A 12,209-nucleotide genomic window follows, 5' to 3' on the forward strand; every position below is an offset into this window, starting at 1 on the left:
CAAATCCTTGCGGAGTGTTTAGTCAAAAGGCGGGGCAAAATGGCGGGATGACAAGATCCGGGCTACAAGCAAAACCGCTTGAATTGAAAATTCGTTTTGAAATGGAACTTCCTTATTTTGAAGCGGTTTTGCAAGAGCCTGCTTATCTCCGGCCTTTTTCCTTCCACCCATGAATGAAAAGACTAGAGGGTGAATTTTCATGACGCATGTGAGATAAGCAGGCTGGGAAAATTTAGACGGATGCCGCCTTCAATTCTTCCACGAGCACTTCAAGCCGGCTGGAGGAGGCCTGCAAATCCACGGTTCCGCCTGCTGCCCGGATTGCTTCGCTGGTCGCGGGACCGATGCTTGCCGCGCGCAACCCTTTCGGCCAGGCGTTCCCGGCCAGCTTTGAAAAATGGTTCACAGCCGAAGCGCTGCAAAACAAAATCCAATCCGGCAAGCCGGGTTCAAAAATTTCCCGGAACCGTTCCCGGGCGTTTGCGGCTTCAACCGTGCGATACACCACCAGTCGTCCGGCCTTCCAGCCTGCGCCAGCCGATTCAGGAAAGGGCAGGGGTTCCGCCTTGTCGCCGCAAACATGCAATACGGTCCCCGCGTCTTGCCGGTTCGGCCATTCTTTTACCAGAGCCTGCGCCGTATGCGTCCAGGGCACGAAATCAGTCTTGAGGCCATATCGGCCGAGGGCTTGCGCGGTCGCCGGTCCGACTGCTGCGATTTTGACCGGGCCGAGGCTGCGGATATCGTGACTCTCAAGCCAGAGGCGCAAAAAATGTTCGACTCCGTTTGCGCTTGTAAAAACCAGCCAGTCGAATTTTCCCGGCAGGCCATCGGGAATCCGCGCGCCGGGCATTTCCCGAATTTCAATCAAGGGCAACTCCGCCACCTCCGCGCCTTGGGCCTGCAATAATCCGCGCAGCCGGCTGTTTTGTTCCCGGGTCCGGGTCACGACGCAGCGTTTGCCCGCCAGGGGGCCCGGGCGGAACCATTGCAGTTTGTCGCCCATCGCCGCCACGGCGCCGACGACGATAATCGCGGGCGCGCCGAGTTTCTGCTTCGCTACCGCTTCCGGGAGGGTTTCCAGAGTAGCCACGATGCTGCGTTGCTTTGCCGTGGCGCCCCATTGGACGAAGGCCGCCGGGGTTTTCGGATCTTTCCCGAATCCGATCAGATTTTTTGAAATGTTAGGCAGGTTGCGTACCCCCATGTAAATCACGAGCGTGCCGTCGATTTGCGCGAGCAGTTTCCAGTCCGCCTCGCCGGATTCCTTGGGGCATTCGTGACCCGTGACAAAAACAACCAGGCCTGAATAATCGCGGTGGGTGAGGGGAATGCCGGCATAGGCGGGCGCCGCGATGCCCGAAGTGATGCCGGGAACCACTTCAAACCTGAGCCCTGCCTCGGTCAGGGCTTCCGCTTCCTCGCCGCCGCGGCCGAACGTGAAGGGGTCGCCGCCCTTTAAGCGCAGGACGGTTTTGCCCGCCCGGACCTGTTCGAGGATCAGCCGGTTGATGTCGGGCTGTTTCATCTCGTGGCGGCCCGCGCGTTTGCCGGCATAGATTTTTTGGGCGCAGGACGGCGCCAGGGAGAGCACGCTCCCGCTGATCAGGTTGTCATAGATGATGGTGTCGGCGGATTGCAGTATTTCCAGGGCCCGCAGTGTCATCAAGGCGGGGTCTCCGGGTCCGGCGCCGGTGAGATAGCAGATGCCGCCGCTGTTCATGATAAAATCTGATCGGCCAGCCGTTTTCCGAGGTCTGCGGCCATCAGGGCGCTGCCGCTGGTTGTTTTTCGGATGCCGGGGCTTCCCTCGGCCTTGTAAAAGACAGCGCTCAGGTGCAGGCAAACCCCGTCGTAAATCCGCGCCAGGGCGCCGACGGGAGCGTGGCAGCCGGCCCCGAGTTTTTCCAAAAAAGCCCGTTCCGCCAGGACGCGGACCATGCTTGGGCGGTGGGAAATCCGCTCGATAAGGCGGCGGGTTTCGGAATCCGAATTGCGCGCCTGTAAAGCGATAGCGCCTTGACAGGGCGCCGGCAATATGAAGGAAGTGTCGAGCGGGGACACCAGGAGGCCCTTGACATCGGGCCGCAGCCGTTCCAGTCCGGCATGGGCCAGCAGAATGCCGTCCCAATCATGATTTTCCCGCAGCTTGCGGATCCGCGTGTCGATGTTCCCGCGCACGGGCACGAAGCGGGCCTTGGGGTGGCGTTCCTGCCACTGGTAACGTCGCCGCAGGCTGCCGGTGGCCAGCAGGGGTTCCGGTTTTTTGAGCAGGACATCCAGCGGCTCGCGCGAGATCACGACATCATGCACGGGCGCCCGGGTGAGAACTCCGGACAAACCGAGGCCGTCCGGCATTTCCACTCCCAAATCCTTCGCGCTATGCACCGCCAGATCGACCCGGTTTTCCAAAAGGGCTTCTTCGATTTCCTTGGTAAAGATGGCCTTGGTTGATTCCGCGGGTTTGTCGTCCGACACCTGCATGCGGTCCCCGGAGGTGGTGATCACCACCGTCTCAACGCGCAAGTCCGGCCAGGCTTCCGTTAGCAATCTGCTAGTCATCGCCGCCTGTGTCAGCGCCAATGCGCTTCCTCTTGTCCCAATTCTTATTGTTTTGTTCAATGGGTGGTCTTGTTGTTATTTCGATTCCATCCTATCGGGGATCGATTTTCTTTCCAAGCAGGGTGCCGACCAATTCTTGCAGAGGACGATAATCCTTCAAGTCTTCCCATCGGCCCGCTTCCGCGCCGTTCAAATCAAAAACAAGGACCCGCATCGTTTTGGTTGGTTTTTCCCAGCCCAGTTGGTGGCAGATATCCCCTTTGAAATCCGCAACCGCGCTCACATCGAGCCTTGAGTCGCGGCGGCTTCCATTTTTCAAATAAAACGGATGGATGCGCTCCGCCTCCCGGTCCAGGTCCCGAATCATTCGCCGCTGGGCGTAGCCGGGCGCCCAGTTGGCAAGCGAGCTCCGAAGATCCACCAGCACCACGGACCTGAAATTCTCCAGGCCCTGGAAGGAATCGACACTTTTGCCAGCCGCGCGTGTCTGGTCCTGGACGGACTGGTTGCTGTACAAAATGACCGTGACCTGATTTTTTGCGTTCAAGACCCGGACTCTGCCGTCCACATCCGTCGCCTGGATGGGTGTCCCGGCCCGGAGCATGCCGTGCATGGACAGAAGGCAGAATCCTATTATTAAAAATCGTTTCAACCCAGCACCTCCATAATAAATCCCCGCAGATATTCGCTTTCAGGCACATTTAATAAAACCGGATGATCGTCCGGTTGTCGGCATAATTCCAGCATCCGCACGGTGCGGCCGGCGTCGGCTGCCGCCTCGGCCAGCATTTGAAAATAGTGGTCGTGCGAGACATGGTGGGAACAGGAATAGGAGGCCAGGATGCCTCCCGGTGACAAGCGCTGGAAGGCGCGCAAATTCAGTTCCTTGTAACCCCGCATCGCTTCCGGCAATTTTTCGCGGCTTTTTGCAAACGCGGGCGGGTCCAGAATGATCACGTCCCATGTTTTTTTTCGTTCGCGCTTGAAATAATCGAAGACATTTTCCGCCAGGAATTTCGCATTCAAATTGTTATGGGCCGCGTTCTTTTCCGCCAGTGCGACGGCGTCGGAGGAAGCGTCGATCCCCAGCGCCTCCGAAGCGCCGGCTTTGGCGGCGTGGAGCGCAAAGCCGCCCTGGTTGCAGAAGGCATCCAGCACGCGTTTCCCGGCGCAATACCCGGCCACTTTGGAATATTCCTTGCGCTGGTCGAGGTAGAAGCCCGTCTTTTGGCCGCCTGCCAGGTCCAGCCAGAACTCAATCTCGCCGATCCGCGTCCAGCCGGCTTCCACCGGGCCGCCTGAAAGCATCCTCACTTCCAGTCCGAGGCCTTCCTTGCTGCGGACCGGAGCGTCATTTTTCAAGAGGATGGTTCCGGCGCCTGTCGCCTTGCGCAGAATTTCGCCGATTTGATCCGTCATCCGGTCCACTGCCAGTGTGAGGGCCTGTACCACCAGCACATTGTTATATTTGTCCACCACCAGGCCCGGAATGAAATCGGACTCGGACCAGACCAGGCGCTGGACGGGTTCCGCGTTGCGGCGTTGAATGGCGGCCTGGATGGCCTGGGAAAGGCAGGCCCGGTCGAAATCGGTTTTTCCCGAAGAGAATTTTCTCCAGAGAATCTGTGAGGTTTGATTGTAGATTCCTGAGCCCAACAAGCGCCCGCGGGCGTCACGGCACTCGACCGCCCGCCCGTTCCAATCCGGCCCGAGCAATTCCTGTATCTCATTGGCATAGACCCAGGGATGACCCCGCAGCACCCTTGGGCGGTCGCCCGGTTTTAATTTCAAGGAAGGCATTGAACTACGGATAGATTACCCGGCCCAACCCGTCGATGGAAAATCAAAGGGATTGTTCAGATGAATCGGTTGAGACGACTCGTCATCGCGAGGAGTCTTCGACGTGGCGATCCATGCCTTTCTCACCGGCCTATGCAGCTTCTGGATTGCCGCGTCGTCCCTGCGGGACTTCTCGCAATGACGCGGTTCACAGGCGATGCCTATCGGAGTTGCGTGTTGTAAAAAGCCCAAAGCGGTGTCGCGCCTCCAGCTTGCCACCGCACTCCATATGCCGCGGTGCAATGAGAGATCTGGCTCGATTCCGACGGCGGGGTCCGTTAATTTTCGTCCATGTGGAATCTATCTGTCGCGTGGTGGGAACTCATCGTTCGTGCGGTCATTATCTATGCCTTCCTGATTGTCTTGCTGCGCCTCAGCGGCAAGCGCCAGATCGGTCAGTTGGCCCCGTTTGACCTGGTGCTGCTGCTGGTTCTGAGCAATGCCGTGCAAAATGCCATGAACGGCGGCGATAACTCGGTCCTCGGAGGGATTATTTCCGCCGGGACGCTGATTGCCCTGAATTATGGGGTCGGACGCATGACATTCAAAAACAAAAAACTGGAAGAACTCATTGAGGGCCGCCCCGATGTATTGATTCACAACGGCGTATTGTTCAAGGAAGTGCTTGAAAAGGAGCAATTGACCCACCACGAACTGAACGCGGCTCTGCGCTCGGCAGGCTGTGCGGGTATCGAGGATGTCCATTTTGCATTCCTTGAAAACAACGGCCATATCACCGTCCAGCCCCGTCGGAAGTGAGGTGGCTTTGCTTATCCCCTTGATCAGGGGAAAGCGTTCTTCCTGTAAAGTGCGTTTTGCTTTCCTTCGGGGCGCATTCAAATCAGGGAAAAGGGGGCAAAAGGCCGGAAGGAATAAGTTATTAACACATTTTTTGCCTCGACAGGCAGTTTTGGGTTGATAATTTCTTAGATTGGAGGGTTTCCATCACAGCACAGCTTGGGAACCATTGTTATGTCGGCTGAAGGAAAAGGGATCTTTCTATTACGGAACGGCTTACAGACCGGGCCATTTGCCGAGTCTGAAATCCGCAGGTACTGGGGTTATGGGTCGGTTACTTCCGAGGATTTGATCTGGGTGCAGGGCATGGCGGATTACATCACGGTGGGCGAATACTTTGCATTCCACAACCAGCGGCTGGCTACCCAGGCGCCGACGAAGCTGGTGATCCACGCCAACAGCCCGGATTGGCAGCCTGACGACGAGCTTCCCGAGGGATCGGGTTGGCAGATGCCGCCCTGGATTTTTCAACTGGTTTGCTGGATTTTATTATTGTTGGCGACAGCGATTTGGCTTTCATTTCCCACGGCGGGCTGGGTGGCGGTCGGTGTTTACGCCCTTTCCCTGATTTTGGCAATCACCCGTCTTTTTATCCAGCGTTCCGCGGGTGGTTGGATTGCGTTGACGGCGCATGTGGCTGTTGCGGTGTTTTTGTGGTTTTATGTGCTGCCCGGGCGCGGGGCGGAAAAATCGGACGTGCGCACTCCGGTTTCAAGCAGCCACTGGAGCGATTCCGCGAACGGCGGATCGAAGTCCTAGCCTGCATATTTCATACTCATTTCAATGGTCAACCCGTTAGCGCCGGGACGTAACAGCGGAAAGACACGCGCCGGGTCTATGCAGGCTATGTAACCCGGATGTCGCCGCACCCTCGGTTCCTGCCACACTTTGGAGCAGGACACTTTGCTGAGGTTTTCAGAAGCGTGTGAATCATCCGGGCTAGCCTGCATATTTCATACTCATTTCAATGGTCAACCTGTTAGCGCCGGGACGTAACAGCGGAAAGATACGTACTGGGCATATGCAGGTTATTGCAAAACCGCCTCCAAATAAGGCAGTTCCAATTCAAAAATCAAAACAAAATACCCATTCAGGCGGTTTTGCTTGTAACCCGGATGTTCCTGCACCCCAGTTCCTGCCACACTTTGGAGCAGGACACTTTGCTGAGGTTTTCAGAAGCGTGTGAAACATCCGGGCTAGCATCCCGTTTGCCCGCGAAAAACGCGGAAAAATCAACGACGGATAACACGGATGGATACGGATGAGCCGCTTGCTCTTGCTCAAACTCCATCTCCAACTTTCCGAAAGCAGCACGTTTTATACAGGAAGATCGCGAAGATCACAAAGTGAAGGCATTTTTAACCGCAGATCACGCAGATTTCCGAGCTTAAAACTTTAAACTTAAGACCTAAAACTCTGCGCCGCATAAAGTCATTGCGGCCCGGCCTGTTCAATCCTGTGAAGCCGGGGGCCGACTGTTTTTTCGGCGAACTTCATCGATTTGAACAGCAGCCAGTAAAATCCAACGACGGCAACGAGCGTGACGCCTGCGGTGGCCCAATGATGCGAGCGCATCCGATCCGACTTCGGGGCAAATGCAATCACGCCAAAGAGGCTGAGAACCACTATCGCGGCGTCAAAACTTGCCCGCTGCCAATAGCTTCCACCGAGATGCAGCCACATGCCAAATTCATCAAAGGTCAACGCCATGCCGACTCCATAGACGAAGCCGCAAAGGTTGCGTTCCCTATCGGTCAAATTCCCGGCGAAAAGCAAAAGTGCGCCTATGGCTGAAAGCAGAAAGATACCGTAGTTCAGGTGGTGGACGTGGGTGCCGCCCAGATGCAGGAACAGATCAGGCGCCTTCCTGGCCATGATCAGAATGACCAACATGCGGGAAGCGATAAAAGTCAGGAGGAATGACGTGAACACGATCCGGGCAATCCTCCTTTTGGGAGAGGCCGGTGCTGAGGGGGAGGGGATGCTCATCCAGGTGATTCTAGGAGAGTGAGCACGGCTGGCAATGACAGTATGAAGCCCCCAAGAGGCGTACCAACCCTGTTCCTGTTTCAAAAGGGAGCTTCAGCGGCTGAATTCCCGCACAGCTTCAAACATGGCCACGATGTTTTGTGGCGGGACATCGGGCAGGATGTTGTGGACCGTGTTGAATACAAAACCGCCGCCGGGCATGAAGATTTCCATCTGGCGTTTGACGTGATCCTTGACTTCAGCGGGCGTGCCGTTCGGCAGTACATTCCGGGTGTCGCAGCCGCCACCCCAAAAGCAGATGTCCTTTCCGAAATCGGCCTTCAGTCCCCTGGGCTCCATTCCCATGCATATCGTTTGTACCGGGTTGATCACATCAAAACCCGCTTCGATCAGGTCGGGCATGACGGCGCGGATCGAACCGCACGAGTGCAGAAATGTTTTCATCCCGGAATGTTTATGAACATAATCACACAGCATTTTGTGCCGGGGCTTGAACAACTTGCGGTAGGTGACGGGTGACATGAAAGGGCCTTCATTCGTGCCCAGATCATCGCCAAACCTGATAACATCCGCCACATCGCCAACCGCATGGCACGCTTTCTCCAAAACCGCCATGTGGCGCTCCATGAGCGCGTCAAGCAACGCTTCCACCTTTTCCGGTTCCGCGACCAGATCCATGAGAAAGTTGTCCATGCGGCGCAAAAATGTCCCCCACTCGAAGAGATTGCAGCCGATGACAAGCATGAGCGCCCGGTCGCTGGTTCGACGGAGTTCAAGCGCATTGGCCCTCAGGGTATCCCAAAATCCGGGGTCGTTTGCATGATCCCATGGACTGTGAGCGAGCGCAGCCCAGAGAATTCTGCTCATTTCCGCGGGCAAATCGCGAAAATCCTCCGGGTAATCGTCGAGATAGGGAAAATAGGTCTGGTCAAAGAAGGTGCCGCGAGCAGGCATGCAGGCGATCTCGAGGCCGTCCTTCATCCGCACAATGAGTGAACCGTCCGCCTGCCGCTCAGGATGAAACCATCCGGGATACTGGGCCGTCTGGCCATCGGCGAGAGTTGTTGGCAGCCATGCGGCATCTTCCGTGTTGAAAGCGCGGCCGATGTCAACCACGTCCACGCCAAAGCGGTCGAGGATGAAATCCTCCGGTTGGGCGAGTTGCTGGACGACATCATAGACGCGCGTGTGCCCTTGTGTTAGGCCGAGATGGTTCTTGAGGTTGCCATAGGCGATGGCCGAGATGCCGGAACTCGGCGTTGCCCCCAGATCGACCGGCACGCGGTCGGGCTCCCGGTGCCCAATCGCCGCCATAATCCGTTCTTGTGAAGTCATCAAATCTTCTGTTGTTCTTGCAATTTGGAACCGACCCCATTGGGCAATCCGTCGCGAAAGGTGCCGAACACTTGATCGAGCGGCAGGGTGGCCTCGCCATAATTACATTCAAAGTAGCGATGATGCAGGTAATGAAAGTAGGATCCGGTGGGCAGCTTGCCTTCCAGAAGGGGCCCCTCGAACCCGTGATGTCCGGCGGCAGGCGTGAGCGCCGTGTGTTGGGAATTGAAGAGCAGATGGATGGGGTGCGACGGAATCACGAGGTGAATCAGCACGACGCTGAAATACAAAATATGCTCGATCGGATGCATGGCCAAACCGGACCAGGGCCCCGGGTTGACATTTTTGTGATGGAGATAATGCACCATCTTGTACAGCGGCTTCCAGTGGATTGCGCGGTGAATCCAATAAAAATGGAACTCGCGCCAAAATGGAATGGCACACAACCATACGGCGAAGTAAGCGGGATGTGCCGACCAGTTTATGTACGGGATCCATTTGTTGGCCCATGCCCACATGAAAAACACCTCGTAGGCCGTCCACACGGTGCAACCGCTGACACAACTCCAAAAGATGTTGTCATAGACCTGATTGCGAAAAAGGAACGAGGGGTTGCCCACGCCGGGCCAGCGGGGGTCATACTTGCGCTTTGTGCCCTGCACTTTCAGGATATAGAGCAACAAGTGCCAGCCGCCCGCGGTCAGCCACAACAGCCCGAGATTGCGCACGTACATCAATCCGATCCAATCCGGCCTTAAATGGACACAGCGCGACAGCGGGGGCTGCAGAAAAAACCAGGTGCACAATGTGATGAGAAGATAAACGGAATTCCACGGCCACAGGAAACCGGGATAAGAGAGCAGCCATTTGAGGGCATCGCGCGGGCGTGGAGGCCAGGTGAAGATCGGTGCGAATTTAACCGGGTAAGGCGGACGCCATTCACCCTTGGTATTGCGAAATCCGGATTGGTTTGCTTCGGCCTGGAAATTGTCACCCGCCATGTCTCGGTCCTTTCGTTATGACGCCATTTTCTAAGCTCATATAGGGCAGGCTACGATGCGGGGATGCGCCTGAAAATGGACAATCCGCCCAAAAAGATGGACTTTTGTTTCACACACAGGCTGCTAAAAAATCCGATGTGAAGAAGACCCGGCGGGCCAAGGAACTTGTTTTGTCCCAGTTGCTGAAGGAACTGAAGAAGTCGAAGCAACGCCTGGAAGACGTACCGGCCGCTGTTTTACGGGAGGCGCAAAAGCGCGGGTTTCCCGACATGCGTGCGGCTTTCCTGCCGCCGCCGGGCATCCGCAGGTCCTTGCGGCAACCCCTCCTGCGCGATCTTCTCGTAACGCGCATCGGCTATTGCAGCCGGGCGGCGGGCCATTATATCCCACGGCCCGAAGGCAGCATGGATCACATCCTGCACTATTGCGTCGGGGGCAGGGGTTGGCTGAGCCTCTCGGGGCGGCGCTGGGATGTTGCCGCGGGCACGGCGTTCCTCCTCCCGCGTGGAGTGCCGCACATCTACGGTGCGGATACTAACGACCCGTGGTCCATCTACTGGATTCACTTTACCGGCCGGCAGGCGGACGAATTTTTTGAGATCCTGCAGGTCTCCGCCGAACGGCCCTTGTTGAATCTGCCCTGCACCGAGGAGATATTGTCCGCATTGCGGCTGGTCGAAACTCACATGGCCGGTGGACATGAGCGATTCAACCTCATTGCGGCCAGCACGGCGCTGGCTGGTTTTTTGGGGTTGATCCATCTGCGACAGTCTGTCATGAAGCAGCGGGAGCGAACGACGGAGGAAAACATCCAGGAAACCATCGACTTCATGCGCGCGAACCTCGCCCGGCCGATTTCATTGCGTGAACTGGCGCAACTGGCGCATATGTCGGTAAGCCGTTATGAGACGGCCTTTACCCGGAGCACGGGTTGCTCATCCATTCATTATTTCAACCGGATGAAAATCGAGAAAGCCTGCCGTCTGCTGAGCGAGACCCAACTGCCTGCCAAAACGATCTGCGCTGAAATCGGCTATGAGGATCCGTATTATTTTTCGAGGCTGTTCAAGAAAATGGTCGGTGTTTCCCCGGCGTATTATCGAAATCCGGCCCGATCCCGATTGTCTGTGAAGTAGTCGGAACATGGGTGCGAGCGGGAGACGCGGAAGAAAGGAGAAGCCAGGAGTCAGAAGTCAGAATCCGGCTTAAAACATTTTAGCAGGAAGATCGCAAAAGCCGTGGAGGAATGATGATTGCTGATCTATGATTGCTGAAGGCTGAGAGCTGACAGCCGAAAGCCGCTCTGATCTGAGTTCGTGTTTGATTTGCTTGCCAGAAACTTTGGAAATGGCCTACTATCGCACCCCTGTGAGGACGGCAACGGTGGACCTGTTGGGTTACCTTTTGGCGGTTGCGTCGAATCACAGATTTGGGATTTTAATGCGCAAGCCCATTGAAATCAAGCACTTGGCCGAAGTAGCTCAGCGGTAGAGCAACGGTTTCGTAAACCGTGGGTCACGGGTTCGATCCCCGTCTTCGGCTCTCTCCTGGCGGATTCCGCGCTGTGACGCACTTGAGTCATGGGGGAACATTGAAATTGAGAATCGCCCTCCAGTATGCGTCAATAGCAGCCATTGATTCCAATTTTCAACAAGGTGACCGGCTTTTCATTTAAACGAGTCTCGAAGGGTGTGTGGTTGATATTGCTTCCACTCTTGTTGTTATTATTTTGGTATTTTCCAATCGTCAATGTTCCCGTAAGAATCGCCACATTGGTCACAGCAGCGCTTGTTGTGGGCGAATCCATTTTTCTTGCCTGGCGGTTTAGATTGTTTCGGTGGCTTTTGGTTGTCTGTTACATTCTGTTCGCGGCGTTTATTCTTTTGCCGTCGCGACCCATTCAAAATCGTCCTGATTTGCGAGCCGCGTACTGCAACGAATTGGAATCCTATCTGGGTAGTCCGTATTTCTGGGGTGGCGAAGGGCGTTTTGGCATTGATTGCTCCGGGTTGGTGCGTCGCGGAATGGAAGACGCGCTGGTTTCCAGCGGCTTCCATTGTCTGGATTCGAGTCTGCTGCGCCAAGGGATTTTATTATGGTGGCAAGACACAAATGCAAAGGGAATTGGCGAAGGATACTCAGGGAAGACCCATCTTATTACAACATGCCGAAGCCTGAACGAACTTGATTACTCGTTGCTGTTGCCCGGCGATTTGGCGGTTACAGCGTCAGATACGCATGTCATGGCCTATCTGGGTAAAAAGACCTGGATTGCTGCAGATCCAAGCGAGATGCGGGTCACTAAATTCAGTATTCCAGAAAAGAATCTGTATTTTAATTCTCCAGCGCGAATCGTGCGGTGGAGCATGTTGGAATAATAACAACGCTCGTATGCGGCGTGGTATTTCGCAGTAAACCGAGAATTTCATTTACCCTCTGTTTGCTCCTGTTAAAAAGTTTCCCGCCTTCGTCCGGCGAGACGGACGTTTTGCATTTGTATTAACGACATGTCGCGCGCGGGGAAAGCGTCGTCGTGCCGCCGCAGTCCAAAAATCTGGGGTTATCTGCGGTTAAAAAAGGTATTTCTAGCGTCTTTGCGTTAAAAGGCCTTCACTTTGTGATCTTTGCGATCTTCCTGTATAAAACGTGCGGCTTTCGGAGAGTTGGAGATGGAGTTTGAGCAAG

At 55.7% G+C, this 12,209-nt stretch carries 12 protein-coding genes and 1 tRNA gene; 5 read left to right on the top strand and 8 right to left on the bottom strand.

The window, feature by feature from the left end; all coding sequences use genetic code 11:
• Positions 1–18: 18 nt before the first annotated feature.
• The 5 genes from PHD76_00360 to PHD76_00380 are packed head-to-tail and all read right to left on the bottom strand — an operon-like array spanning position 19 to position 4,353.
• Entirely contained in the window at positions 19–201 is a 183-nt protein-coding gene (locus PHD76_00360) for a hypothetical protein (GenBank protein ID MDD5260278.1), read from the bottom strand.
• 31 nt (positions 202–232) lie between these two features.
• Positions 233–1,723 (bottom strand): uroporphyrinogen-III C-methyltransferase, encoded by a 1,491-nt coding sequence (cobA, locus tag PHD76_00365; GenBank protein ID MDD5260279.1) that lies wholly within the window; start codon positions 1,721–1,723, stop codon positions 233–235.
• Positions 1,720–2,622, bottom strand: coding sequence for a hydroxymethylbilane synthase (gene hemC, locus PHD76_00370; GenBank protein ID MDD5260280.1), 903 nt, complete (start codon positions 2,620–2,622; stop codon positions 1,720–1,722). The genes cobA and hemC overlap by 4 nt, the downstream gene beginning before the upstream one ends.
• Before the next feature lie 31 nt (positions 2,623–2,653).
• Positions 2,654–3,175 carry a hypothetical protein gene (locus PHD76_00375; GenBank protein ID MDD5260281.1) on the bottom strand — a complete coding sequence of 174 codons (522 nt, stop codon included), beginning with the start codon at positions 3,173–3,175 and terminating at the stop codon, positions 2,654–2,656.
• A gap of 35 nt (positions 3,176–3,210) precedes the next feature.
• A complete protein-coding gene (locus PHD76_00380) occupies positions 3,211–4,353 on the bottom strand; it encodes a class I SAM-dependent rRNA methyltransferase (GenBank protein MDD5260282.1) in 1,143 nt (380 codons plus the stop codon).
• A gap of 339 nt (positions 4,354–4,692) precedes the next feature.
• Between PHD76_00380 and PHD76_00385 the strand changes: the two genes are divergently transcribed.
• Both PHD76_00385 and PHD76_00390 read left to right on the top strand, forming a co-directional pair.
• Positions 4,693–5,160: a DUF421 domain-containing protein gene (locus PHD76_00385; GenBank protein MDD5260283.1), complete on the top strand. Its 468-nt coding sequence runs from the start codon at positions 4,693–4,695 to the stop codon at positions 5,158–5,160.
• Between the two features lie 213 nt (positions 5,161–5,373).
• Complete coding sequence (locus PHD76_00390; protein ID MDD5260284.1) at positions 5,374–5,958, top strand: DUF4339 domain-containing protein; 585 nt, start codon at positions 5,374–5,376, stop codon at positions 5,956–5,958.
• Between the two features lie 672 nt (positions 5,959–6,630).
• On the opposite strand, the gene PHD76_00395 is transcribed toward PHD76_00390, so the two are convergent.
• From PHD76_00395 to PHD76_00405, 3 genes are all read right to left on the bottom strand, one after another.
• Positions 6,631–7,188 (bottom strand): hypothetical protein, encoded by a 558-nt coding sequence (locus tag PHD76_00395; GenBank protein MDD5260285.1) that lies wholly within the window; start codon positions 7,186–7,188, stop codon positions 6,631–6,633.
• A gap of 93 nt (positions 7,189–7,281) precedes the next feature.
• Complete coding sequence (locus PHD76_00400) at positions 7,282–8,523, bottom strand: uroporphyrinogen decarboxylase family protein (protein ID MDD5260286.1); 1,242 nt, start codon at positions 8,521–8,523, stop codon at positions 7,282–7,284.
• Complete coding sequence (locus tag PHD76_00405; protein ID MDD5260287.1) at positions 8,523–9,524, bottom strand: sterol desaturase family protein; 1,002 nt, start codon at positions 9,522–9,524, stop codon at positions 8,523–8,525. The genes PHD76_00400 and PHD76_00405 overlap by 1 nt, the downstream gene beginning before the upstream one ends.
• 137 nt (positions 9,525–9,661) lie before the next feature.
• Here PHD76_00405 and PHD76_00410 point away from each other — a divergent pair, with 137 nt between their 5' ends.
• From PHD76_00410 to PHD76_00420, 3 genes are all read left to right on the top strand, one after another.
• The gene (locus tag PHD76_00410; GenBank protein ID MDD5260288.1) at positions 9,662–10,660 is read left to right on the top strand and encodes an AraC family transcriptional regulator; all 999 of its coding nucleotides are present in this window, start codon (positions 9,662–9,664) and stop codon (positions 10,658–10,660) included.
• Positions 10,661–10,994: 334 nt separating this feature from the next.
• Positions 10,995–11,066: transfer RNA gene (locus PHD76_00415), tRNA-Thr, on the top strand.
• A 92-nt stretch (positions 11,067–11,158) separates the two neighbouring features.
• Entirely contained in the window at positions 11,159–11,902 is a 744-nt protein-coding gene (locus PHD76_00420) for an NlpC/P60 family protein (GenBank protein MDD5260289.1), read from the top strand.
• The last annotated feature ends 307 nt before the right edge of the window (positions 11,903–12,209 follow it).

The sequence above is a fragment of the Candidatus Methylacidiphilales bacterium genome, from assembly GCA_028713655.1.
Lineage (GTDB): Bacteria > Verrucomicrobiota > Verrucomicrobiia > Methylacidiphilales > JAAUTS01 > JAQTNW01.

Bases quoted from the DNA above. Each gene is read 5' to 3' on its own strand.
- PHD76_00400 (MDD5260286.1), bottom strand. From the start codon at position 8,523: ATGACTTCACAAGAACGGATTATGGCGGCGATTGGGCACCGGGAGCCC.
- PHD76_00375 (MDD5260281.1), bottom strand. From the start codon at position 3,175: ATGCACGGCATGCTCCGGGCCGGGACACCCATCCAGGCGACGGATGTG.
- PHD76_00360 (MDD5260278.1), bottom strand. From the start codon at position 201: ATGAAAATTCACCCTCTAGTCTTTTCATTCATGGGTGGAAGGAAAAAG.
- PHD76_00385 (MDD5260283.1), top strand. From the start codon at position 4,693: ATGTGGAATCTATCTGTCGCGTGGTGGGAACTCATCGTTCGTGCGGTC.
- PHD76_00405 (MDD5260287.1), bottom strand. From the start codon at position 9,524: ATGGCGGGTGACAATTTCCAGGCCGAAGCAAACCAATCCGGATTTCGC.
- PHD76_00395 (MDD5260285.1), bottom strand. From the start codon at position 7,188: ATGAGCATCCCCTCCCCCTCAGCACCGGCCTCTCCCAAAAGGAGGATT.
- PHD76_00390 (MDD5260284.1), top strand. From the start codon at position 5,374: ATGTCGGCTGAAGGAAAAGGGATCTTTCTATTACGGAACGGCTTACAG.
- cobA (MDD5260279.1), bottom strand. From the start codon at position 1,723: ATGAACAGCGGCGGCATCTGCTATCTCACCGGCGCCGGACCCGGAGAC.